This window comes from Clostridium saccharoperbutylacetonicum N1-4(HMT), from assembly GCF_000340885.1.
Lineage (GTDB): Bacteria > Bacillota > Clostridia > Clostridiales > Clostridiaceae > Clostridium > Clostridium saccharoperbutylacetonicum.
On the sequence record NC_020291.1, the window covers coordinates 1,513,029 to 1,536,217 of the forward strand.

Consider the following 23,189-nt stretch of genomic DNA (forward strand, 5'->3'; position numbering starts at 1 on the left):
ATTAAATGATTTAAAGTACTAATGAGTTGTCCATAGATGGTAATGAACGGTTAATGATTTTTGTGGGGGATGGATGTGAGAAAGAAGTTAATGAAATGATTAATTTCTTGAATTCGAAGAATATCTTATTTTTTGGTGGGATTTATTCACGCTTACTAGTTGGTGATAGAAGTTTATCAAAAGGATATATTGTCCAAAAAGTTGAACCTATTTATTGCTCTATGATTTTACCAAATTTGATGAGATTTGTTGAGAAATTAGATGCGGATGAAGAATATGTTGCTATTGTAATTGCAGATGGTCTTTCAAGTAGTTACAAAGCATTAACTGATACATTATATAGTAAATTAGGAAATAGCATTAAATATATTGGTGGAGGAGCTGGATTTTATAATTTAAACCATAAACCATGTATTTTTGATAATGATGGAGTAACAAAAGATTCCTTATATGTATGTGTGGTGAAAGCGAAAGCACAGATAGCAGTTGAACATGGATGGCGCATAATTAAGGGACCGTTCAGAGTAACAGCCTCAAATTCAAACGTTCTTTTAGAATTAGATGGATTTAATGCGTTCGAAAAATATAAAGAAATTTTAGAAGATGAAACAGGATTAACAATATATAAGTCTGATTTCTTTACTTATGCTAAGGAATATCCATTTGGGATAATGAATGGTATAAGCATGGATGTAATAGTTAGGGATCCTATAACTGTTAATGATGATTTAAATATAGTATGCGTTGCAGATATACCTATGGATAGTAATTTGTGTATTCTTAGTGGTAATGTTAAAACTCTATTAGAAGCATCATTAATTATAGCTGAAAAATGCAGCAAAGAGGCACCTAAAAAATATAAACCTATATTATTTGATTGCATTTCAAGAGCAATGTTTTTAGAAGAAAATTTCTTGGTTGAATTGGCAAATATTCAAAACAGAATGAATTGCACTGTAGAAGGTGTATTATCTATTGGTGAAGTATCCTCAAAAGAGGATGGAAGCATAGTAATACATAATAAATCTACAGTATTAGGGCTACTAGAAAGAAATTAAGTTTTATTAGAAAAGTGAGTAATGATAAAATTATTGTTATAGAAGCCAGCTTTATACTTATTAAATGTATTGTATTAGGCTGGCTTTTGAAATAACTTTGCTAATTAAAAAAGTGAAAAATAATAAAAAGAATTATTTGACAATAGTTTGATATAAAACTATAATTTAAGTTGTAGATAATAATTAAGTAAATATAATTTTTAGATAAAGAATTGTATTTAAGTAATGCTACAGAGACTATTGTCAAAGTGCACAAAGACAATTGATGGAATAAGGAATTTAAAATTCTTTAACAAATTAAGTATTATTATAAGTTAATAGTTTGATATAAAACTATTTAATGATCAATAATTAATGTTATATATGAGAAGAGGTTGTAAAATGGAAAGAGTAAAAATATATAGAAATACTGTTAAGTTAAGCAATATAGAAATGTTTTATTTAGATACTAAAATTGAAGCTCCAGTTATAGTTTGCCTTCATGGAATGTATGGAAGAGGAGAAACTTGGGATGGATTTATTAACCATTATGGAAAGGAAGATAGAATTATTGCTCCAGATCAGAGAGGTCATGGCTTAAGCAGCAAACCTGAATCTGGATATACTTCTGAAGAAATGGCTGCAGATATAATTGAATTGCTGAATTATTTAAAGATAGATTCGGCAATTGTAGTTGGTCATTCTATGGGAGGTTGCGTGGCAGCTCATTTGGCAGCATTGTACCCTGAATATTTGAAAGCTGTAGCAATACTTGATAAATCTGCTGAAGAAACAAATAAACTATCATTAGATGAAGAGCTTAGAGATCCTTTGACAAAAGATTGGCCTATGCCATTTATGACTTTAAATGAAGCAAGGCTCTTTATTAAGCAAGTTTCAGAGTCAGATTTGGAATATGAATATTTTATGAAAAGTTTAGTGGAAACTCAAAAAGGCTATGAAATGAAATTTAGTCCTAAGGCAATAGCTTTAATCCACGCTCATAAAAATGACTGGTTTAATATATTGCCAAAGATAAAGTGTCTAACGATGTTAGTTAGATCTAGTAGTCATGAAGGAGTATCTGATGAAGCATTTAGAAAGATGCAATCTATGCTTTCAAATTGCATTGCTTTTGAAATGTCACATCCAGATCATAATGTCCATTTGGCAAACAAGGAAGAATTCTATGGATATTTTGATAAATTTCTAATAAATATAAATTGGTAAATATTTGTTGATTATGATATACTTGAAAATATTGAAGGGAGTGGTTGCCAATGATTAATATAATAGAATTAATATGTATAACCACTCCTAGTATGTTATTTATTAGTAATAGAAATATATTATTTGCAATAAATAGATAAGTTACTATTACTAATATATTGATTTGCCTTGGAGTAGGTTGTGAACTATTTCAGGGTATTTTTATGCCCAAATTTTTATTTTATGGAGGCATAGCGGAAAATGAATTATAAATTAAGTAGTGAGAATGAAGTTGAAAAATTGAAAAAGTTAATTAACTATAAATTAGAAACAAAGAGATTGAGTTTAGTTCCATTAGAACCAAGATTGCTTCAATTGGCAATAGAGGATTATGGGAAAATGCAAAGGGATTTGGGGTTAAGGGTTACTAATATGTTTATTGATGAGGAATTGGAATATGCTATGAAAATACGATTGAGGAAAGTATTAGAGGATGTGGAGAATTTCTTATGGACTACAAACTGGGCTATAATAAATAAAGATTTGAATGAAATAATTGGTTTTATAATGATTAAAGGATATCCTAATGAAGCAGGAGAAGTAATTATTGGTTATGGCATTGATGAAAAGTATAGGAAAAATGGATATGCTACAGAAGCAGTTGAAAGATTAATTAAATGGATTTTTGAAAACCAAAAAGTAAAATATATAATTGCAGACACAGAAAAAAACAATATACCTTCACATAAGGTATTGGAAAAAGCAGGTGCCAATAAATACAAAGAAACTGATGAATTATTATGGTGGAAGATCAAACGTAAAAGTATAATATGAAGTATATTGAAAGTGATTTATATAATAGTCTTGACAATTGTTTTATAGAAAATTAGTATAAAAGCATGAGTACGAGAGATATAATTTCATTAATTGCAGTAGTTAGAGAAAAAGCTAATAGGTTTATTGTACAAGAAATGAGTACGAAGGAAATGGAAGGACTAGCTCCTTCTCATGGAGATATATTAAGTGCTCTTTTTGAGTATTCAAGCCTTACAATGAAAGATCTTGCCAAAAAAATTAATAAGGACAAATCTACAGTAACTGCATTAGTAAATAAACTATTAAATTTAGGTTATATTGAAAGAACACGAGATATAGCAGATAGTAGAATTGTTTATATTACATTAACAGAAAAAGGTGAGAACTTAAAAGGAGATTTTAAAGAAATATCAGATAAATTGATAGAAAGGGTGTATAAGGATATTTCAAAGAGTGAACAGGAGGTATTAATTAATATTCTAACAAAAATATATAATAATTTTTAATTGTGGCTGGAAAAAGCAAAGTAATTTAAATTAGTATATTGTAATATAATTAATGATATTGAAAGGTGAAATTGAATGTTAATAAGAATTATATTAAGAAATAGTATAGATACGGATTTATCCCATGCAGAGTAAGGTGTAGTAATACTATTTCTGTATGGGACAATAGATTTACTATCTGCTGAACTCTGCACTTTGTTTATAAAATAATAAACAGGGAGTGGAAGTTTATGAAATACTTAAATGCAGCAGAAGTATTACCAAAAGATTTGCTAATCGAAATTCAAAAACATATAAAAGGCGAAATTTTATATATACCAAAGGATGATGTACGTATAAGATGGGGAGAAAAAAATGGTTCTAAGAGTTATTTTGAAAATAGAAATAATGAAATTAAGCAGCTATATAAAAATGGCTGTAGTTTAGAAGAAATCTCCTGCAAATATAGATTAGCACATGATACGGTACGAAAAATTTTATATAAAAAGTAATTAAAAGGACTCTGAATATTTCAAGGTCCTTTTGATATAGGTATAGAATGATTATAAATGATATAGGTGTAGATGATGTGTTGATATAAATGTATAATAATACTAATATTTGTATTATAAATACAGAAGAAGGGGTAATTTGTATAATGAGAAATTTAGAAAGTGATCGATTAATATTAAGAAATTGGAGAATTTCTGATTTAGAGAATTATCATAAAATTGCATCCAATAAAAAAGTTTCTGATTTAACTGGATTTAGACTTAAAACTAATAAAGTAGAAAGTTTAAATACCTTGGAAAAATTTATTGCTGTGTCAGATGATTCAAAATGGGAAATGAAATTAAAGGAATTAAATCAATTAGTTTTTGGGCTATTGAATTAAAAGAAATAAGTAGAGCTATTGGCTGGTTCGAACTATGTGAAGCTACATGGAAAGTAGAAGAGGAAAAGTTTAAATATGCAAAAGAGATAGGTTTTGTTTTAGGAGAAGAGTATTGGGGACAAGGGTTAATGCCAGAAGCAATTAAATTAGTTCTTAACTATCTATTTGAAGAAGGAATTCAAGTTGTTATGTGTTCACATTTTATAAATAATAGTCAATCAGAAAAAGTGATTAAGAAATGTGGATTTAAATTTTATCGAGAAGATGATGAGGAGAAATATTATTATGTCAATGTTGGGAATAGATTATGAAAAGATTATTAGAAAAACCGATAGGCTTATAATAAGGCCGATGCAAAAAGAGGATTTTCTAATTGTTAAGGAAAATTTAGATGAGCAGGGTTCACAAAAAAATAAATACGACGAGGAAGAGATAGAGTTTGTACATAATTATACAGAAGAGGTGTTTGAAAAGCATTTAAAGGCTTCAAGAGAATATTCAACTAACGATAATGCGTATACTTTTAAAGTATTCAAAAAGTCAGATGGAAAATACATTGGAGGAATAATAATAAAGACTATCCAGAGAAAAAATTTTCAGTGGTCAGAAATTGGGTATTGGCTTTTAAATCAGTATTGGGGAAATGGTTATGGAAGTGAACTAATAAAAGCTGGAATTGATATAGCTTTTAAAGAACTTGGATTTCATAGAGTGGAAGCGCAGATAAATTTAGATAATATTGCTTCACAAAGAGCAGCTGAAAATGCTGGAATGGAACTTGAATGTATTAGAAAAGGATTTATTTATGAATTTGGTGAGTGGACAGACAATATGGTATATATGATTAATAATATTGAAGACACTAAGCATTAACAGTTACTGTTCAATAAAGAATTATAAAAATAAGAACAGGATACATATAAAGGGAAATAAGAATGAATATAGAAAAGATAATAGATAGTGATTTTAATGGAGTTGTATTTGTGAAAAATGCTGGACATATAATTTTTGAAAAAGCTTTTGGATATGCTGATTTATATAATTCTATACCAAATGAACTTGAAACAAAATTTGCCACAGCTTCAGGTGGAAAAGCATTTGTAGCTACTGGAATTTTGAAATTAATAGAAGAAGGAAGGTTGTCTTTTGATGATTGTATTGGTGACATTTTGGATATGGATTTGCAGTCAATAGATCCTCAAATTACAATTCACCAATTATTAAACCATACTTCTGGAATTCCAGATTATTTCGATGAGACTGTTATGGAAGAGTATGATGAATTATGGAAGGACTATCCTAATTATAAAATTAGGACTTCATCAGATATAATACCGTTATTTATAAATAAACCTATGATGTATCTCAAAGGCGAAAAATTTCAATATAATAATACAGGATATGTGGTTTTAGGACTTATTATTGAGAAAATTTTAGGATGTCCTTTTGATATATATTTAGAAGAAGCTGTATTTAAATCATGCAATATGTTGAATACTGGATATTATGAACTTGATAGACTTCCAGCAAAATGTGCAAATTCTTATATTTATGATAAGGAGAGAAAAGAATTTTATACTAATATTTATAGTGTAGATGTTAAGGGGACAGGTGCTGGAGGAGTATTTACGACAGCTCTAGATATAGAGGCTTTTTGGAAGAATTTATTGAATGGAAAAATAATATCTAAAAAGATGGTATCTAAAATGATAGAACCTCAAGTAAAAGAACAGTGTTATGGTTATGGGATTTGGTTAAAAAAGGGAGAAGGCAATACTTTTATTCCATATTTTCAAGGAAGTGATTCAGGAGTTAGTTTTTATACATCCTTTGATATACAAAATAATATGTGCATTATATTAATGAGCAATTTCGCTGATAATGTATGGAAAATAAATAGGGAAATAATTAAAGAATTAGACAAATGAAAAAATGTTTTTGAATTAAGCTTCTATTAAGTGTTTTAACTATTTTTTAAGATTAGACTAATTTGAAATGTGATATAATTGGAATAAGATTTAATTATCTACATAAATATATTTTTTGAAGAGAGAGAAGTTGAATATGGAGAATAACAATAACATAAATGAAAAAAAGGATGAAAGTATTGATATTAAATATATTGAAAATCCAGATGTTTCTAAATCTTTAGTCGATAATGTGAAGAAAAAGAAAGGTATTCTTGGAGTATTAGCAGTTATTGGTGCGGTGTTAGTAAAATTTAAATTTGTTGTATTTTTTATATTTGCAAAACTTAAGTTTCTACTAATAGCGCTTAAATTTGGAAAATTTGCATCGACTTTAATATCTATGCTTTTTATGATTGTTATATATGCTCAGATGTATGGCTGGGCTTATGGGTTAGGTTTTGTATTACTTATACTTGCACATGAAATGGGGCATTATTTTGTAGCAAGGAACTTAAATATAGATGTTTCAGGACCAGTATTTATTCCATTCTTTGGCGCATTTATAAGCATGAAAGATCAACCTACTGATGCAGTGGCAGAAGCAAAGACAGCAGCAGGAGGTCCTATTTTAGGAAGTTTAGCAGCTTTGATGTGCGTAGGAATTTACATGATTTCAGGTAACAATTTATTTCTTGCACTTGCTTATACTGGTTTTATGATTAATTTATTTAATTTAATTCCTGTTCATCCATTGGATGGAGGCCGTATTGTTACAGCTATTTCACCTAAAATATGGCTTATAGGTATACCAATGTTGCTATATATATCTTTTAAATTTTTTAATCCAATGATAATATTATTCTTAATTTTGGGATGTGTTCAAGCATATAAGCAATGGAAAAAGCCGGACGCTGATTATTACAATACAAGTATGAGTACTAAAATTATTTTTTCTATAATATATTTTGGATTAATGGCACTTTTAGGGATTGGTATATTTTATATCCACAACATTCATTTTATTTATACTTATAGATAAGAAAGATTTACAGAAAAATATATTCTTCTTATAAAAAATATTAAAAAAATGCAAGGAAGAATAATTTTTCTGTTTTTTTAATCTATTCAAATAAATCTGTAGATAGATAGCGAAGTCCTGTGTCAGGCAAAATTGCAACAATTCTTTTACCTTTGTTTTCAAGGCGCTTCGCAATTTGTGTTGCACCATAAATTGCAGCTCCAGAAGATGTACCGATAAGTATTCCTTCTGATTTCGCAACAGCTCTAGCTGTTTGGTATGCTTCAATAGTTTCGACTTCTAATTTTTCGTCATAAATATTTAAATCCATGGTTAGAGGAATTCTCTCTTCTGGTATTCCTGAAAATGGATGCACACCAGTAATTTCTAATGGTTCTGGATTTACTTCAGTTGGTATAGAATTAGGACCAGGCTGGATAGCAACTACTTTTAAATTGGGGTTTTTTGATTTTAGATATGCTCCTGTACCTGATATGGTACCTCCTGTACCAACGGTAGCAACAAGAATATCTACTTTACCATTTGTATCTTCCCAGATTTCAGGACCAGTTGTTAATTTATGAATTTCAGGATTTGCGGGATTTTCGATTTGATTAATAAAAAATATATCTTTTTCTTTTGATAATACGTGTTCCTCAAGTGCCTTTATTGCAGCAACAAAATCGCCACCTGTTTCTTGGAGTACGTTGGCAACTTCAGGTACTTCAGATAGTTTAATTGTTTCACCGCCAAAAGCATGAATAACTTTAAATCTCTCAACACTTACATTGTCTTGAATGTAAACTCTAAATTTATATCCTTTAGTAGCTGCAATAGCTGCTAATCCTATTCCTGTATTACCGCTAGTTGTCTCTACAATAGTATAGCCAGATTTTAATAATCCTCTTTTTTCAGCATCTTCTATCATAGATAATGCTATTCGGTCCTTCACACTTTGATTGGGATTATAATACTCGAGTTTTACAACAACTTCTGAGTGTAAATTATTTTCTCTATTATAATTTACAAGTTCTAATAAAGGTGTTCTCCCTACTAATTCTGTAATTGATTTATTGATTTTTCCCATAATAATCTGCCTCCCATTAATTAACTATTATTTTTTTGAAGTAATTGAGCTATTCAAGTAATAAATGTTTCTGTGAATTGAATACCTCCTTATTATATAGATTTTTATGTTTAATACTAAAAATTAGAGACCTGTTACGTTTTGTAACAAGCCTCTAGTTTTCTAGTTAGCTTAGATAATAAATTTTTGAGTTGGATTTTTACTTAGAACTTCTCTACCATGAGGGAGGTTCCAAATTTGTAAATCAGGACCTTTTGGTAATATTTTATACGTATTCCCTTTAATTGTTGATAAATGATAGTGTTTTTTTATACTAAGAAAATCTGTAGTATCTCCAAAGCCAGGAGTTTGATATAAATCTCTTGCATATGCCCATAAATGTGGAAATTCAATTAATCTATTACGATTTACTCTAAAACCATTATAATAAGCTGCATCAAATCTAGCTAGAGTTACATATAATCTCACATCTGAATCAGTTATATAATCGCCGAAAAGAAATCTTCTATTTTCTAATCTCGTTTCTAATTCATCCAAAAGCTTAAATACTTCATCATAGGCCTTTTCATAAGCTTCCTGCGATTGAGCAAATCCAGCTTTATATACTCCGTTATTTACACTATGAAAAATAATATTATTTAATTCATCAATATCTTGTCGAAGCTCTTCTGGATATAGATTTGGGGCATTTTCCTTATGAAATTTTATCCAAGCTGTTTCCAAGTAGTTAGTCAATTTAAAATAATCATTATACACTACCTTTTTCGTAGTTATATCTACAACAGCAGGAACTGTAGGACGACCATCATAGTTTGGATCTGCATTGAGATAAACTTCACTTATATACCTAATTTGGAGAACGGGATCTATATTGTCCTTGTCCAAAGTAAAAGACCAATCAGTTCTTGGGATGTCAGGTCTTATAGGATCTGCTGTTCCAACACTTATAACATCTTCTAAGCCAAGTAACTTTCTAACAATAATAGATCTATGAGCCCAAGGGCACACCGGTGACCATAATATTCTATATCTTCCAGCTTCAACTGGTAATTCATTAGGACCATCTCCGAAAGGTGTATCAAATTTGTTAGATTGCCTTTTAAAGCCGCCTTTTTTATCTAATTCAGCTTGTTGTATTGTTAATGACATTTAAATTTCCCCCTTAATTTTTATATTTAAAATAACTATTATTATCTAATTCATAGTAGTATGATATGCTTACTGGTATTATAAATAAAGTATTCCAATTAAGTATTTTTGTCAACAGTTTTCTTAATAAAAGTATAGTAGAAAAAAATACTTGATATATTGACAAAATAATTCTGAGTGATATAATCTGATTACAAACCGAGTAATGTTATAGGATAAATATGAAAAGCATGAGAACAAATAATGCTATATATTTATAAACAGTTGTAATATATGCATAATTAAGGGGGAATACAAATGAAAATAGGAAAATTATCAAAAATTTTAATCGCAGGAATTACATCAGTAGCTTTATTAACTGGATGCGGTAGTGCAGGCAATAACGCTAAAACAGAGGCAAGTGCTTCAAAACCAGATACTTTTACATATGGTATTGATGGAGATCCAGGGAATTCTGTGAATGTAATAACAACGAGTGATCGTTACGGATTAATGGAAATAAAAGCATTATATTCACCGCTATATATGTATAATGCAGATAAAGTGGAGTATTTTCTTGCAGAAAGCATGACACCATCTGAAGATAAATTGACTTATACTGCAAAGCTCCGAAAAGATGTTAAGTGGAGCGATGGTGCTAAATTCACAGCTGATGATGTAGTATTTACATATAATCAAATGTTAAATGAAAAGAATGCTGGATGGGCATATAGTCAATTAATATTTAACGGAAAACCAGTTAAAGTTGAAAAGGTTGATGATTATACTGTTAATTTTATACTTCCAGAAGTAAGTGCTCCGGCAATGGAACTTTTAGGAGACATTTTCATAATGCCTAAGCATATTTACGATGGAGAAACTAATTTTGAAAATAGTGAAAAGAATGCAAAGCCAGTAGGAACTGGACCTTATAAATTAGAAGAATATAAAGCTGGTCAATATGTTAAATTCGTTAAAAATGATGATTACTTTTTAGGTGCGCCAAAAATACAAAATGTTGTATTTAAGATAATACCAGATGCAAATACAGCTAAATTGTCTATTCAAAAGGGAGAAATAAACTCTTTAGTAGTTCAATCTAGTGACTTAAAAGATTTAAAAGATGATAAATTAACTACTTACACTTATGATGAAGGTAGAATAGCTTACATGGTAATGAATTCTAAATCTCCTAAACTTCAAAATGAAGATGTAAGAAAAGCTATATTCTATGCACTTAATAGAAAAGATTTGATTAATGCGGCTTATGGATCAGATGAATATGCTAAAGAAGCTTATACTTTCCTTCCAAATGAAAGCAAATATCATACAACTGATGTTGAAAAATATGATTATAATCAAGATAAAGCAAAAGAGCTTTTAGCAAAAGCAGGAGTATCTGGACTTAAGCTTAAACTTGGGTATGTAGGAAATAATGTGCCTTATCAAAAGGATGCAGCTATAATTCAACAAAACCTCAAAGCAGTAGGAATTGATGTTGAGCTTTCAGGTGGAGAATCTGCAGCTATAACACAAAAAATGAAAGATCCAAGTAGTGATTACGATATGTTCCTTGGTGGATACATCATGGGAATAGATCCAGATACTTTTAATTCATTGTTCATTCCAGGGTCACATAACTACAGCCACTTTGATGATAATAAACTTCTTGATTTATTCAATGCTGGAAGAGTAGAAAAAGATGATGCAAAGAGAAAAGAAATATATAATCAGGTTCAAAAGCAAATTCAAAATGATGGATATTTCTATCCAATTCTTGAAAATAAGAGAATACTTGTTATGAGTTCTAATATAGATGGGGTAAAAGATGCTGCTTTAGTTCCAGTATATACTTTTGAAGATATGTCAAAGTTGTACTATAAATAAAAAATATTATAAGTTGAGCATTTGGGGAATAACAAATAATTATTCCCCATTTGTAATTTATTAATCAAGGAAGTGAAGATTTAATGTCTAGATATATATTAAAGAGAATTCTACAGGCTATCCCATTGCTTTTAATAATATCAATAATATGTTTTACATTTATTAAGTTAGCTCCATATAATGCAATTGATGCTATGGCTACACCTAATATGCCAGAGAAAACTGTAAATCTAATAAAAGCAAAATATGGATTTGATAAACCAGCTTATGTTCAATATTTTTTATGGCTTAAAGGAATATTAAATGGACAATTTGGATATTCAATAGTTACACATGAGAGTATAGCTAATGATTTAGCTGCAAGAATACCAGCTACCATAAAATTGGTTTTACCTTCATATTTATTAGCAGTTGTGATTTCAATAATTCTTGGTTTATTAGCTGGAGCAAATAAAAATAAATTTATTGATAAAATAATTGATGGTTTCTGTTCAATAGGCATAGCAATACCAACTTTTTGGTTTGCTATGATAATTATATTTATTTTCGGATATAAGCTTTCAATATTTCCTATATTGGGGATGAATACTATTGGTGGACAGCAATCTTTTTCAGATTTTCTAGTTCATTTTATAATGCCTTGTGTTGTTTTAACTATGGCCTTTTTGCCACAACTCACAAGGTATGTAAGATCCTCAACCATTGGCCAGATATCTCAAAATTATGTAACAGTTCAAAATGCCTTTGGCGGAAGTACTCATGAAATACTATTTAAGCATGTATGTAAAAATGTATTACTTCCTATAATCACAAAGATAGGAATGGCATTACCGATGCTTGTAACAGGAGGAATGATAACTGAAACTATTTTTGGATGGCCTGGTGTTGGTCCATATTTCATAACAGCTATTAAGGGAATGGATTATCCTGTTGTTATGGCAATTTTAGTGCTATCATCAACATTAGTTATACTAGGAAATTTATTATCGGATATACTATATAGCTTGGTTGATCCAAGAATAAGGGGTGTGAGATAAATTATATGGAAAATAGACGAATAAAGAATTTTATAAATGAACTTCAAAATAGTAAGAGTACTATTTTTTCAATAATTTTTCTGATTTTTATAGTATTTATTTCAGTGTTTGTATTTTTAATACCTATAAACCCTGATGCAACAGATACAGCTAATATGCTGCAATCTCCAAGTTTAAGTCATCTATTTGGTACAGATGAACTTGGACGAGACTATTTAACTAGAACTATATATGGGGGCAGAGTATCACTTATAGTTGGAGTTCTTGCAATGATAATATCTACTTCAATAGGAGTCTTGGTTGGTACAATAAGTGGATATTTTGGAGGAAAAACAGATAATATTTTAATGCGTTTTGTTGATATAATATCATCTATTCCTTGGCTGATACTTGTAACTGTAATCAGTATATTTTTAAAGCCGGGATTACAAGCTATAATTATAGTAATAGGTTTATTTACCTGGATGGAGATTGCAAGACTTGTGCGTGCAGAAACACTTTCAATAAAAGAAAGGGAATATGTATTATATGCGATTTCTATTGGACAATCTTCAAAAAAGATAATATTTAAGCACATTATCCCAAGTGTATTTCCAACTATTATAATAGCTTCAACAACAAGTATAGCTGACGCTATAATGACAGAATCTTCATTAAGTTTTTTGGGACTTGGAATTCAGCAGCCAATGTCTTCATGGGGAAACTTACTTCAAAATGCACAGGCTAATTTACAAAGTGCTGCTTATATGGCAATATTACCTGGAGTATTGATCATTCTTACAATATATTCTTTTAATAAACTTGGAAATACACTAAGAGTAATTGTAGAACCTAAGACAGCTGGAGGTGAAAGATAGGATTATGAGTAATGAAGTGCTTCTTAAAGTAGAAGATTTAAAAACCAACTTTTACAGTAAAAATAATAAAATAGAAGCTGTAAGGGGGGTAAATATTGAAGTGAAATCAGGAGAGATTTTAGGTGTTGTTGGGGAATCAGGAAGTGGAAAAAGTGTTCTTATGAAATCTATAATGGGAATATTGCCTCAAAATGCTAAAATAGATTCTGGTGAAGTTTTATTTGAGGATAATAATATATTAAATTTATCCTTAAAAGAAATGAGAAAAATTAAGGGAAAAGAAATAGCAATGATATTTCAGGATCCTATGACAGCATTAAATCCTTTAAAGAAAATAGGAGATCATATTATAGAGGTTTTAGTCAGACATAAAGGTGTTAAGAAAAGGGAAGCTAAAAAAATGGCAATTGAAGTCTTAAATGATGTAGGAATACCAATGCCTGAAAAAATAATTGAGCAGTATCCTCATGAATTCAGTGGAGGTATGAGGCAAAGAGTATTAATAGCAATGGCACTTGCATGTAATCCTAAACTGTTAATTGCGGATGAGCCTACAACAGCTCTTGATGTTACCATTCAAGCTCAGATATTAGCACTTTTAAAGTCCCTTAAAGATAAGAATAATATGTCAGTAATACTTATAACCCATGACTTAGGAGTAGTAGCAAGTCTATGTAATAGAATTGCGGTTATGTATGGAGGTTTAATAATGGAAGAAGGAACTATTGAAGAAATTTTCTATTCCTCAAAACATCCTTATACAAAGGCATTGTTAAATTCAATACCAAAGGTTCAAGGTGATGAAAAAGTTAGACTTGAACCAATAAAGGGATCAGCACCTTCTCTTTTGAATCCCCCAGCAGGGTGTCCATTTGCAGAGAGATGCAGTGTTGCAAGGCCAGAGTGCTTTAATAAAATGCCTGAATATAAGAATCTTAGTGAAACACATAAGAGTAGGTGTTTTTTTGCCTAACTTGCTGGAAAGGAGAAGAAATAGATATGACTAATGATATATTGATAAAAGTAAAAGATTTAAAAAAATACTTTCCAGTTAAAAATGGAATTATTAAGAATACTGTAATAAAAGCTGTAGATGGGGTTTCCTTTGACATTAAAAGAGGAGAAACCTTTGGGTTAGTTGGAGAATCAGGATGTGGAAAATCTACATTAGGCAGAACAATAACAAGACTTTATGATGTGACTGATGGGGATATATTTTTTGATGGAACTAATATTGCAAAATTAAATAAAAAGCAAATGAGAGAATATTATAAAAAAATGCAGATTATCTTTCAAGATCCATATTCATCACTTAACCCTTACATGAATGTTAAAGAACTGATTGATGAACCTATAGCTTTACATACAAGCTTAGGTAAAGCAGAAAGAGCAGAGAAAATTGAAAAGTTGCTTGAGATGGTTGGTTTGAAAAAAAATGATATGGAAAAATTTCCACATGAATTTAGTGGAGGGCAATGTCAAAGAATTGGAATTGCAAGGGCAGTATCAACAAATCCGGACTTTGTATTATGCGATGAACCTATATCGGCATTAGATGTATCAATACAAGCCCAAGTGGTTAATATGCTTGAGGATCTGCAAAAGGAAATGGGATTAACTTATCTTTTTGTTGCACATGATTTATCTATGGTAAGGCATATTTCAGATAGGATAGGAGTGATGTATTTAGGAAGTATTGTTGAAATAGGAATAAGTAATGATTTATATAAGAAGCCACTTCATCCGTATACTAAAGGACTTTTATCATCTATACCAATAGCTGACCCTATAAAGGCAAAAGAATCTACTAGAGATGTTATTGAAGGAGATATTCCAAGCCCTATTAATATTCCATCAGGCTGCAGATTTCACACTAGATGTCCATATGCAAAACCAATATGTGCTGAAGTTCCACCAATTGCAAAAGAGGTGGAAAATGGTCATTTTGTAACATGTCATTTATACTAATAAATGCTTAAAGAAACAATAGGCAAGTATATGAAAAGACATATTTACACATGCAATAATACCAATAAATAGTGTAAATTTTAAATAATTAAATTATATTAATATTTATGGTAAATTCCATGTAAATATAAGGAGGTTTTTTAATGCGAATCAATAAAGAGAGGATTATTTCAGAATTTACTAAACTAGTATCGATAGACAGCCCATCATATTCCGAAAAAAATATGGGAGAATATATTAAAAAACGCTTGATTTCACTTGGGTTTTATATATCTGAAGATGATTCAGGAAAGTTTTTTAATGGAAATTGTGGGAATATATATGGCTTTAAAGAAGGGGATATTTCACTAGAACCATTATTATTTTGTGCACATATGGATACAGTTGAACCTTGTACTGGAAAAGTAGCTATAGTTGATAAAGATGGTACAATTAGAAGCAATGGGGAGACTATATTGGGGGCTGACGATTATTCAGGAATAGCTGCAATATTAGAGGCTTTACAGACTATAGAAGATAAAAATATTTCACATAGGCCAATAGAAGTTTTATTTACAATTGCAGAAGAAGTATATTGCAGAGGGGTTAAGAAGTTTGATTTTTCCAAAATAAAATCAAAGGAAGCATATATTCTTGATCTATCTGGAGCCGTTGGATCAGCAGCATTTAAAGCACCAACAATTTTATCATTTACTATTAATATAAATGGGAAATCATCACATGCTGGTTTTGCTCCTGAAAATGGAATACACTCGATTTTAGCTGCTGCAAATTCCATCAACAGTATAAAGCTTGGACGAATAGATGAAGAAACAACTGTGAATATAGGAATAATAGAGGGTGGGATTGCAACCAATATAGTGCCTAATCAATGTGTGGTTAAGGGAGAAATACGAAGTTATTCCCACAAAAAAGCTATTGATGTATCAGAAAATATAAAACAAAAGTTCATTGATTCGGCTGAAAAAATTGGAGCTACAATAGATTTCCAGGTTGAAATTCATTGTGAAGCATATGAAACATCTAGTAATCATCAAGTTATAAGAAGGTTTGAAAAGGCTTCAAATGAATTAAAACTTCCAACAAATTTAGTGGAAACTTTTGGAGGAAGTGATAATAATATATTAAATAAGCAAGGCCTCACTGGTCTAGTAATAGCAAATGCTATGAATAGCTGCCATTCCTGTGAGGAATATACTACTATAAATGAATTATGTAATATTGGAGAATTAACAGTTTCATTAATGATTTCACAAGAGTAAATAAAATTAATAGAAAACTTTTAATATTTACACATTTGTGTATTGACAAATTTATTTTAATGTTTTAATATTAAAACAATATAATTCATACAAAACAAGTCGGAATACTTGTTTTAATAGGTTGACCAGTAAACTGGAGACCAAAATTATCTTCTGAAATTTTTAGGGGATAGTTTTGTCTCCTTTTTTTTATAAGCTTTATGGACAGATTAATTAAAGTAAAGGAAAATTAAGAAAAATTTGGGGAGGAAAATTCATGGAATTAATTAGGACTACAGAGAACTGGCAAAGGGCGGCCGCTTATAATGTGCGGATAGAAGCTATGGTTAAGGGGTTTGGAATAAGACTTGATCAAGAAATTGATGATCATGATACAGAAAATACAAAGTACATAGTTGCTTTTAATGGTAGATATCCAGTAGGAACTTGTAGATTAAACTGGATAGATGAAAAAACAGGAAAAATTGAACGAGTATGTGTTCTTGAAGATTACAGAAAAACAGGTGTAGGAAAGCAAGTTATACTAGAAGCAGAAGCTTGGATTAAGGAACAAGGTGGAAATAAGATAATAATTTCAAGTCGAATAGAGGCTATAGGCTTTTATGAAAAGTTAGGATATAAAGTAGATTGGTCTACGAGAGAAGTAAATGGTGTTTTTGAATGTGTAAATACAGAAAAAATATTCTAAACAATAATAAATAAACTCTCAAATAATAATTAATTTTTAAGTAAGAATAGGGGCGAAAATAAAATGAGTGAAACAAATAAAGTACCATTTAGATTTGATATAGTAGGAAGTTTTTTAAGACCAGCTGAATTAAAAGAAGCTAGAGAGAAATTCTCTAGAGGAGAAATTATAAAAGAAGAATTAAAAGCAGTTGAAGATGAAAAAATAAAAGAATTGGTTGAGAAACAAAAAAGTATTGGGTTAAAGGTAGCAACAGATGGGGAATTTAGGAGGAGCTGGTGGAACCTTGATTTTTATTGGGGGCTTAAAGGAGTGAAAAAAATAACAACTGATGAAAAGAATGTGTTTAAAGGGGAAATGCTAAGAGGAGAATCTGCTGTTTTAAATGGAAAAATTAGCGGAGAAAATCATCCGTTTATAGAACATTTCAAATTTGTAAAAAGCATTGCAGATAAAGATATTGTAGTACGTCAAACAATTCCATCACCAACTCAATTTTTATTGCAATTGGTATCGGCAGGTAATCTAGAAAATACAAAGGAATTTTATCCAGAAAAAGAAGAATTAATTCAAGATATAGTAAGAGCTTATAAAACAGTGATTAAAGATTTGTATAATGCGGGATGCAGAAACATACAACTTGACGATTGTTCGTGGGGACAATTTTTTGAAGGACGATCTAATTCCTTTGATCAAGACAGGAGTCATGATGAAGAAAGAAAGGAAGAGAAAGTTAGAGTAAATAATCTTGTTTTAGCTGACAAGCCTGAAGATTTAGTAATAACTACACATGTATGCCGTGGAAATTATAGATCGGCTTGGGCAACTTATGGTGGATATGAGCCAGTAGCAGAAGTATTATTTGGAAGAGAAAATGTAGATGCATATTATTTAGAATTTGATTCAGACAGAGCTGGAGGCTTTGAACCATTAAGGTATGTAAGCAAAAATAAGAAAGTTGTTCTAGGGCTAATTACATCTAAGACACCAGAATTAGAGAATAAATCAGAAATTATTAAAAAAATTCATGAAGCAGCTAAATATGTAGACTTGGACAGGCTTTATCTAAGTCCTCAATGTGGATTTGCTTCAACAGAAGAAGGAAATATATTAACAGAAGAAGAGCAATGGGCGAAGCTTAAATTGATAAAAGAGATTTCAGAAGAAGTATGGGCAGATAAATAATCATTTAGTTTAATTTCATAGTAAAGGCATGATTTAAAACCTATTAAATCGATAAGAAAAATAGAAATATATAAACTTTAAAAAAGGAAGGTTATTAATATGAGTAAAAGTGAACAAACAGTTTTAAATAGTGAATCTAAAATAGCGACTTCAGAATCAGCACATGAAATCAGTAAAGATGGAGCATTTGTAAGACAAAAAAATCGTTTTACAACACCTTTTGGGGATGGAGAAAATGAACTTCCTGTAGAAGCAAATAGATATAGATTATTATGGGCAGGAATTTGCCCCTGGGCACATCGTCAAATTATTGCTCTCAATTTATTAGGTCTTACGGATGTAATAAGTATAGGAGAAGCTAACCCTGTTAGAACAGAGAAAGGCTGGGAATTCTCATTAGATGAAGGTGGAGTAGATCCAGTGCTTGGAATTCGTTATTTACCAGAAATTTATGAAAAAACAGATCCTGAGTATGATGGACGAGCTACTGTCCCAACAGTAGTAGATGTGAAAGCTGGAAAGGTCGTTAATAATGATTATTTTAAATTGACTAACTACTGGGAAACAGCATGGAAGCCATTTCATAAGAAAGGTGCTCCAGATTTATATCCAGTAGAGTTAAGAGATGAAATTGATAAACTTAATGATATTATTTTCCATGAAGTAAATAACGGAGTTTATAAAGCAGGCTTTGCACAATCACAAGAAGCTTATGAAAAAGCATATGATACACTTTTTGCAAGATTAGATGATTTAGAAGAAAGATTATCAAAGCAGCGTTACTTATTTGGAGATAAAATAACTGATTCTGATATTAGATTATATGTTACCTTAGCTAGATTTGACATAGCATATTATCTAGTATTTCGTGTAAATAGAAATAGAATTATTGATTTTCCTAATCTATGGGCTTATGCTAGAGATTTATATCAAACACCTGGATTTGGAAACACTACAAATTTTGATGCAATAAAAAGGGGATATAATTTAGGAAATCACGCAGAAAACCCTTATCAGATTTTGCCAAAGGGACCGGATGTATCTATATGGAATACACCACATGATAGAGAAAAATTTATAAAATAGATAGTTAAAATTTTAAAATAGAATTGGAGTTGAAATTATGTCAGATAAAAATATAGTAAGACCTCGTCCTAAGGAAACAGAAAATGAAATTGACGAAAGAGGTGCTTTTGTAAGACAAAAGAATCATTTTGATAGAGCTTTCGGTGATGGAGAAAATCAAAATCCAGTTGAAGCTGATAGATATTGTTTGATTTGGGCAAAAGGATGTAATTGGTCAAATAGGGCTGCAATAGTAAGGGAATTGTTAGGTATAGATGCCATAAGTGTTAACTTGGTAGGAAGGGATAAACAAGAAGTCGATTTAGGCTGGGAATTTGTATATGACGAAAATAATACTGATCCAATTTTAGGGGTTCAATTTCTAAGTGAATTGTATGAAAATGGTGATCCTGAGTATAAAGGACGTTCAACAGTGCCAGCACTAGTAGATATTAAAACAAAAAAGGTTGTTAATAATGACTATCATAGATTGACTAATTATTTTGAAGTGGATTTTGCAGCATTTCATAAAAAAGATGCACCGGATTTATATCCAGAAGATTTAAGAGAAGAAATAGATAAATTTAATGAATGGTTATTTCATAATGTGAATAATGGTGTTTATAAAGCAGCTTTTGCTCAATCTATTGAAGCTTATACAGAAGCCTATGATAATTTTTATAAAGGTTTGGATGAACTTGAAAAGCGTCTTGAGAGTAATAGATTTCTATTTGGAGATTATGTAACAGATAGTGATGTACGCTTTTTTGTAACTTTAGCAAGGTTTGATATAGCTTATTATAGAAGGCTTGGGCCAACACGTGGACGTATAGTTGATTTTAAAAATATATGGGGGTATGCTCGTGATTTATATGCCATACCAGCCTTTAAAAATAATACGTATCTTAGAGATTTAGCAGAAAGTCACGGGGATACAAATACAATTTTTGTGGACTATAATACGCGTTTTTGGGATAAGATTGATTTTGAAGGTCTTTGGGGAGAGACTCATTATAGAGAAAAATTAAGTAAAGATCCTAAAAATAAACTTTTAATAAATAAAAAAAACTAACATAACGAAAAGGGGAAATTTTAATGAAAAAAAGGATAAATAAAAAATTAGGAATATTAATAACTGTTTTATTAACATTAGCTTTTACAATGGTAAGTTGTGGCCAAAAAAATGATGCGAGTACTTCAAAAAGCAGTAATGGAGAAGCAAAAAAGAAAATTACAATAGCAACAGGTGGAATGCCAAAACCATTCTCTTATGTTGATAGCAGTAATAATGTGGCTGGTTATGATATTGATGTGGTAAAAGCAATTTTTGAAAAATTACCGCAATATGATATTTCATTTGAAAAGACAGAATTTACCTCAATATTTGCAGGTTTGGATTCAGGACGTTATCAAATTGGTGCAAACAATTTTGCTATGAATGAGCAACGTAAACAGAAATATATATATTCAGATCCAATATTTCAAAATCAATACGTTATTGCTGTAGCAAGTGATAATAAGGATATTAATTCATTTAAAGACCTTCTAGGAAAGAAAACGGAAGTCAATACAGGAACTAATTATGCAACTGCACTTGAAAATTATAATAAAAACCATTCCGATAAACCAGTTGTAATTAATTATACAGATGCAGATATACTGCCAACTTTGCAACATATAGAAAGTGGGCAATTTGATTTTCAATTAATTGATGCAGCAATGCTAAAGCAATACATTGACCAATATGGCTTGAAAATAAAAACTATAAAATTGACTAAAGAAGATTCGGACTTAATAGGAACTCCATACAGCTATTTATTAATAGGAAAAGGAGCAGAGGGAGAAGAGTTAACAAAAGATGTTAATAAGGCTTTAGCTGAAGTGGTTAAAGATGGAAAAATTAAAGAAATAAGTGAAAAGTATTTTAAAGATGATTTTAGTCCAAAGTCAAATTAATATGTAATCAAAATAATAGAGCAGTATGATTATATACCTTTGGTTAATTGATACCTTGAAATAAATAAATCGGTTAATCATATGATTAATAAAATGTAAATCATACTGTAAAGCTATTATTTTTCATTAACTGGGGAGGTTTAAAAATGCCTAATATTTTTGATTTTAAACTTGTGTTTACTGAAATTCCAGAATTATTGAAATATCTACCTATGACTTTGGAAATTACAATATTATCAATGATTTTTGGATTAATAATAGGTCTTATGGTGGCAATTGTTAAGATAAAACAAATACCTGTATTAAAAAGAGTTGTTGCTGTATTTGTATCATTTACAAGAGGAACACCTATTATAGTGCAGTTATACCTTACTTATTATGGAATACCAATTCTTCTAAAATATTATAACTATTACAATGGAACAAATTACAATTTAAATAATATTCCCTCATTACTTTTTGTATTAGTTGCATTTTCATTAAATGAGGCAGCATATAATTCAGAAAGCATTCGTGCAGCTATTCAATCTATTGATAAAGGACAGACTGAAGCAGCGCATTCTCTTGGAATGACTTCTTTGCAGGTGTTAAGAAGAATAACAATTCCAGAAGCATTTGTTGTAGCACTTCCAACTTTGGGGAATGCATTGATAGGTTTGCTTAAAGGAACTTCATTAGCCTTTGTATGCTCAGTTGTTGAGATGACAGCACAAGGAAAGATTTTAGCTGGATCTAATTACAGATATTTTGAAGTATATGTTTCATTAGCAATTATTTATTGGGTATTAACAATTATCATAGAACAAATTATAAGATTTGTTGAGAAAAGGATGAGTATTCCAGATAGTATACAAAATCAAATTGCTAAGGAAGGTGTTCTTTCATGATAGAAATTAATGGATTATCAAAAAAATTTAATAATAATATTGTTCTTGATAATATTGATTTAAAAATAAAAAAAGGTGATGTCGTGGCTGTCATTGGACCATCTGGAACAGGCAAATCAACACTATTAAGATGTTTAAATTTATTAGAACAACCTGAAAAAGGAGTTATAAAAATAGAGGACTTAGAGGTTGATGTTACAAAAAAATCTAAAAAAGATACAATAAATATCAGAGAGAATACTGCAATGGTATTTCAACAATTCAATTTGTTTAGAAGAAAGACAGCTTTAGAAAATGTTATGGAAGGTTTAGTAATAGTAAAAAAAATTTCTAAACCAGAAGCTGAGAAGATTGCTATAGAGCAATTAAAGAAAGTGGGCTTAGCTGACCGTATTAATTATTATCCAAAGCAATTATCAGGAGGTCAACAGCAACGTGTTGCTATTGCAAGAGCATTAGCAATGAATCCTAAAATACTATTGTTTGATGAACCAACGTCGGCTTTAGATCCAGAACTTGTAGGTGAGGTTTTAGAAACTATTAAAGCAACAGCATTGGAAGGTAATACAATGATTATTGTATCTCATGAAATGAACTTTGTTAGGAATGTAGCAAATCGCGTGCTATTTTTTGATAAGGGAAAAATAATAGAAGATGGAACACCAGAAGAGGTATTCCAAAATCCTAAGAGTGATAGAGCCAAAGAATTTATTTCAAAGATATATTATTCAAAAGTTCCAGAATATGAAATTTAATGTATAAACCGAAATCGAGGCTATAAAGCATTGAATAGAAAATTATATATAAATATT

General features: G+C 30.1%; 25 protein-coding genes. 23 read left to right on the forward strand and 2 right to left on the reverse strand.

The features are described 5' to 3' along the window. The first annotated feature begins 53 nt into the window (after positions 1 to 53). The 10 genes from CSPA_RS06730 to CSPA_RS06770 all read left to right on the forward strand — a co-directional run bounded on the left by CSPA_RS06730 (position 54) and on the right by CSPA_RS06770 (position 7,391). A complete protein-coding gene (locus tag CSPA_RS06730) occupies positions 54 to 1,058 on the forward strand; it encodes an FIST signal transduction protein (protein ID WP_015391469.1) in 1,005 nt (334 codons plus the stop codon). A 381-nt stretch (positions 1,059 to 1,439) separates the two neighbouring features. Next, positions 1,440 to 2,267 (forward strand): alpha/beta fold hydrolase, encoded by an 828-nt coding sequence (locus CSPA_RS06735; protein ID WP_015391470.1) that lies wholly within the window; start codon positions 1,440 to 1,442, stop codon positions 2,265 to 2,267. A gap of 240 nt (positions 2,268 to 2,507) precedes the next feature. Beyond that, complete coding sequence (locus CSPA_RS06740) at positions 2,508 to 3,080, forward strand: GNAT family N-acetyltransferase (protein WP_015391472.1); 573 nt, start codon at positions 2,508 to 2,510, stop codon at positions 3,078 to 3,080. A 65-nt stretch (positions 3,081 to 3,145) separates the two neighbouring features. Continuing rightward, entirely contained in the window at positions 3,146 to 3,568 is a 423-nt protein-coding gene (locus tag CSPA_RS06745; protein WP_015391473.1) for a MarR family winged helix-turn-helix transcriptional regulator, read from the forward strand. Positions 3,569 to 3,798: 230 nt separating this feature from the next. Beyond that, complete coding sequence (locus CSPA_RS06750; protein WP_015391474.1) at positions 3,799 to 4,059, forward strand: CD3324 family protein; 261 nt, start codon at positions 3,799 to 3,801, stop codon at positions 4,057 to 4,059. Between the two features lie 146 nt (positions 4,060 to 4,205). After that, a complete protein-coding gene (locus CSPA_RS30475; RefSeq protein WP_241425107.1) occupies positions 4,206 to 4,442 on the forward strand; it encodes a GNAT family N-acetyltransferase in 237 nt (78 codons plus the stop codon). Beyond that, a complete protein-coding gene (locus CSPA_RS06755; protein ID WP_241393467.1) occupies positions 4,388 to 4,753 on the forward strand; it encodes a GNAT family N-acetyltransferase in 366 nt (121 codons plus the stop codon). Before CSPA_RS30475 ends, CSPA_RS06755 begins: the two co-directional genes overlap by 55 nt. After that, positions 4,728 to 5,315, forward strand: a complete 588-nt coding sequence (locus CSPA_RS06760) for a GNAT family N-acetyltransferase (RefSeq protein ID WP_015391475.1) — start codon at positions 4,728 to 4,730, stop codon at positions 5,313 to 5,315. The genes CSPA_RS06755 and CSPA_RS06760 overlap by 26 nt, the downstream gene beginning before the upstream one ends. Positions 5,316 to 5,377: 62 nt before the next feature. Further along, on the forward strand, positions 5,378 to 6,370 hold the full coding sequence (locus CSPA_RS06765; protein WP_015391476.1) for a serine hydrolase domain-containing protein: 993 nt from the start codon (positions 5,378 to 5,380) through the stop codon (positions 6,368 to 6,370). Between the two features lie 136 nt (positions 6,371 to 6,506). After that, the gene (locus CSPA_RS06770) at positions 6,507 to 7,391 is read left to right on the forward strand and encodes a site-2 protease family protein (RefSeq protein ID WP_015391477.1); all 885 of its coding nucleotides are present in this window, start codon (positions 6,507 to 6,509) and stop codon (positions 7,389 to 7,391) included. Positions 7,392 to 7,473: 82 nt separating this feature from the next. Here CSPA_RS06770 and CSPA_RS06775 read toward each other — a convergent pair whose 3' ends face one another. Together CSPA_RS06775 and CSPA_RS06780 are read right to left on the reverse strand one after the other, a co-directional pair. After that, positions 7,474 to 8,457: a PLP-dependent cysteine synthase family protein gene (locus CSPA_RS06775; RefSeq protein WP_015391478.1), complete on the reverse strand. Its 984-nt coding sequence runs from the start codon at positions 8,455 to 8,457 to the stop codon at positions 7,474 to 7,476. Between the two features lie 171 nt (positions 8,458 to 8,628). Further along, positions 8,629 to 9,606, reverse strand: coding sequence for a glutathione S-transferase family protein (locus tag CSPA_RS06780; protein WP_015391479.1), 978 nt, complete (start codon positions 9,604 to 9,606; stop codon positions 8,629 to 8,631). Positions 9,607 to 9,903: 297 nt separating this feature from the next. Between CSPA_RS06780 and CSPA_RS06785 the strand changes: the two genes are divergently transcribed. From CSPA_RS06785 to CSPA_RS06845, 13 genes are all read left to right on the forward strand, one after another. Beyond that, on the forward strand, positions 9,904 to 11,472 hold the full coding sequence (locus CSPA_RS06785; RefSeq protein ID WP_015391480.1) for an ABC transporter substrate-binding protein: 1,569 nt from the start codon (positions 9,904 to 9,906) through the stop codon (positions 11,470 to 11,472). An 83-nt stretch (positions 11,473 to 11,555) separates the two neighbouring features. After that, complete coding sequence (locus CSPA_RS06790) at positions 11,556 to 12,509, forward strand: ABC transporter permease (protein ID WP_015391481.1); 954 nt, start codon at positions 11,556 to 11,558, stop codon at positions 12,507 to 12,509. Between the two features lie 5 nt (positions 12,510 to 12,514). Then, positions 12,515 to 13,366, forward strand: a complete 852-nt coding sequence (locus CSPA_RS06795) for an ABC transporter permease (RefSeq protein WP_015391482.1) — start codon at positions 12,515 to 12,517, stop codon at positions 13,364 to 13,366. Between the two features lie 4 nt (positions 13,367 to 13,370). Next, positions 13,371 to 14,339, forward strand: coding sequence for an ABC transporter ATP-binding protein (locus tag CSPA_RS06800; RefSeq protein WP_015391483.1), 969 nt, complete (start codon positions 13,371 to 13,373; stop codon positions 14,337 to 14,339). A gap of 26 nt (positions 14,340 to 14,365) precedes the next feature. Continuing rightward, the gene (locus tag CSPA_RS06805) at positions 14,366 to 15,334 is read left to right on the forward strand and encodes an ABC transporter ATP-binding protein (RefSeq protein WP_015391484.1); all 969 of its coding nucleotides are present in this window, start codon (positions 14,366 to 14,368) and stop codon (positions 15,332 to 15,334) included. Positions 15,335 to 15,477: 143 nt separating this feature from the next. Next, entirely contained in the window at positions 15,478 to 16,596 is a 1,119-nt protein-coding gene (locus tag CSPA_RS06810) for a M20/M25/M40 family metallo-hydrolase (RefSeq protein WP_015391485.1), read from the forward strand. A 256-nt stretch (positions 16,597 to 16,852) separates the two neighbouring features. After that, positions 16,853 to 17,284 (forward strand): GNAT family N-acetyltransferase, encoded by a 432-nt coding sequence (locus CSPA_RS06815; RefSeq protein ID WP_015391486.1) that lies wholly within the window; start codon positions 16,853 to 16,855, stop codon positions 17,282 to 17,284. Positions 17,285 to 17,347: 63 nt separating this feature from the next. Continuing rightward, positions 17,348 to 18,469: a 5-methyltetrahydropteroyltriglutamate--homocysteine S-methyltransferase gene (locus CSPA_RS06820; protein WP_015391487.1), complete on the forward strand. Its 1,122-nt coding sequence runs from the start codon at positions 17,348 to 17,350 to the stop codon at positions 18,467 to 18,469. A gap of 99 nt (positions 18,470 to 18,568) precedes the next feature. Next, complete coding sequence (locus tag CSPA_RS06825; RefSeq protein ID WP_015391488.1) at positions 18,569 to 19,555, forward strand: glutathione S-transferase family protein; 987 nt, start codon at positions 18,569 to 18,571, stop codon at positions 19,553 to 19,555. Positions 19,556 to 19,592: 37 nt separating this feature from the next. Continuing rightward, on the forward strand, positions 19,593 to 20,606 hold the full coding sequence (locus tag CSPA_RS06830) for a glutathione S-transferase C-terminal domain-containing protein (protein WP_015391489.1): 1,014 nt from the start codon (positions 19,593 to 19,595) through the stop codon (positions 20,604 to 20,606). A gap of 23 nt (positions 20,607 to 20,629) precedes the next feature. Continuing rightward, complete coding sequence (locus CSPA_RS06835) at positions 20,630 to 21,490, forward strand: transporter substrate-binding domain-containing protein (RefSeq protein ID WP_015391490.1); 861 nt, start codon at positions 20,630 to 20,632, stop codon at positions 21,488 to 21,490. A gap of 146 nt (positions 21,491 to 21,636) precedes the next feature. Then, the gene (locus CSPA_RS06840; RefSeq protein WP_015391491.1) at positions 21,637 to 22,377 is read left to right on the forward strand and encodes an amino acid ABC transporter permease; all 741 of its coding nucleotides are present in this window, start codon (positions 21,637 to 21,639) and stop codon (positions 22,375 to 22,377) included. After that, positions 22,374 to 23,132, forward strand: a complete 759-nt coding sequence (locus CSPA_RS06845; RefSeq protein WP_015391492.1) for an amino acid ABC transporter ATP-binding protein — start codon at positions 22,374 to 22,376, stop codon at positions 23,130 to 23,132. Before CSPA_RS06840 ends, CSPA_RS06845 begins: the two co-directional genes overlap by 4 nt. The last annotated feature ends 57 nt before the right edge of the window (positions 23,133 to 23,189 follow it).

Bases quoted from the DNA above. Each gene is read 5' to 3' on its own strand.
- CSPA_RS06730 (WP_015391469.1), top strand. From the start codon at position 54: ATGATTTTTGTGGGGGATGGATGTGAGAAAGAAGTTAATGAAATGATT.
- CSPA_RS06735 (WP_015391470.1), top strand. From the start codon at position 1,440: ATGGAAAGAGTAAAAATATATAGAAATACTGTTAAGTTAAGCAATATA.
- CSPA_RS06740 (WP_015391472.1), top strand. From the start codon at position 2,508: ATGAATTATAAATTAAGTAGTGAGAATGAAGTTGAAAAATTGAAAAAG.
- CSPA_RS06745 (WP_015391473.1), top strand. From the start codon at position 3,146: ATGAGTACGAGAGATATAATTTCATTAATTGCAGTAGTTAGAGAAAAA.
- CSPA_RS06750 (WP_015391474.1), top strand. From the start codon at position 3,799: ATGAAATACTTAAATGCAGCAGAAGTATTACCAAAAGATTTGCTAATC.
- CSPA_RS30475 (WP_241425107.1), top strand. From the start codon at position 4,206: ATGAGAAATTTAGAAAGTGATCGATTAATATTAAGAAATTGGAGAATT.
- CSPA_RS06755 (WP_241393467.1), top strand. From the start codon at position 4,388: ATGGGAAATGAAATTAAAGGAATTAAATCAATTAGTTTTTGGGCTATT.
- CSPA_RS06760 (WP_015391475.1), top strand. From the start codon at position 4,728: ATGTCAATGTTGGGAATAGATTATGAAAAGATTATTAGAAAAACCGAT.
- CSPA_RS06765 (WP_015391476.1), top strand. From the start codon at position 5,378: ATGAATATAGAAAAGATAATAGATAGTGATTTTAATGGAGTTGTATTT.
- CSPA_RS06770 (WP_015391477.1), top strand. From the start codon at position 6,507: ATGGAGAATAACAATAACATAAATGAAAAAAAGGATGAAAGTATTGAT.
- CSPA_RS06775 (WP_015391478.1), bottom strand. From the start codon at position 8,457: ATGGGAAAAATCAATAAATCAATTACAGAATTAGTAGGGAGAACACCT.
- CSPA_RS06780 (WP_015391479.1), bottom strand. From the start codon at position 9,606: ATGTCATTAACAATACAACAAGCTGAATTAGATAAAAAAGGCGGCTTT.
- CSPA_RS06785 (WP_015391480.1), top strand. From the start codon at position 9,904: ATGAAAATAGGAAAATTATCAAAAATTTTAATCGCAGGAATTACATCA.
- CSPA_RS06790 (WP_015391481.1), top strand. From the start codon at position 11,556: ATGTCTAGATATATATTAAAGAGAATTCTACAGGCTATCCCATTGCTT.
- CSPA_RS06795 (WP_015391482.1), top strand. From the start codon at position 12,515: ATGGAAAATAGACGAATAAAGAATTTTATAAATGAACTTCAAAATAGT.
- CSPA_RS06800 (WP_015391483.1), top strand. From the start codon at position 13,371: ATGAGTAATGAAGTGCTTCTTAAAGTAGAAGATTTAAAAACCAACTTT.
- CSPA_RS06805 (WP_015391484.1), top strand. From the start codon at position 14,366: ATGACTAATGATATATTGATAAAAGTAAAAGATTTAAAAAAATACTTT.
- CSPA_RS06810 (WP_015391485.1), top strand. From the start codon at position 15,478: ATGCGAATCAATAAAGAGAGGATTATTTCAGAATTTACTAAACTAGTA.
- CSPA_RS06815 (WP_015391486.1), top strand. From the start codon at position 16,853: ATGGAATTAATTAGGACTACAGAGAACTGGCAAAGGGCGGCCGCTTAT.
- CSPA_RS06820 (WP_015391487.1), top strand. From the start codon at position 17,348: ATGAGTGAAACAAATAAAGTACCATTTAGATTTGATATAGTAGGAAGT.
- CSPA_RS06825 (WP_015391488.1), top strand. From the start codon at position 18,569: ATGAGTAAAAGTGAACAAACAGTTTTAAATAGTGAATCTAAAATAGCG.
- CSPA_RS06830 (WP_015391489.1), top strand. From the start codon at position 19,593: ATGTCAGATAAAAATATAGTAAGACCTCGTCCTAAGGAAACAGAAAAT.
- CSPA_RS06835 (WP_015391490.1), top strand. From the start codon at position 20,630: ATGAAAAAAAGGATAAATAAAAAATTAGGAATATTAATAACTGTTTTA.
- CSPA_RS06840 (WP_015391491.1), top strand. From the start codon at position 21,637: ATGCCTAATATTTTTGATTTTAAACTTGTGTTTACTGAAATTCCAGAA.
- CSPA_RS06845 (WP_015391492.1), top strand. From the start codon at position 22,374: ATGATAGAAATTAATGGATTATCAAAAAAATTTAATAATAATATTGTT.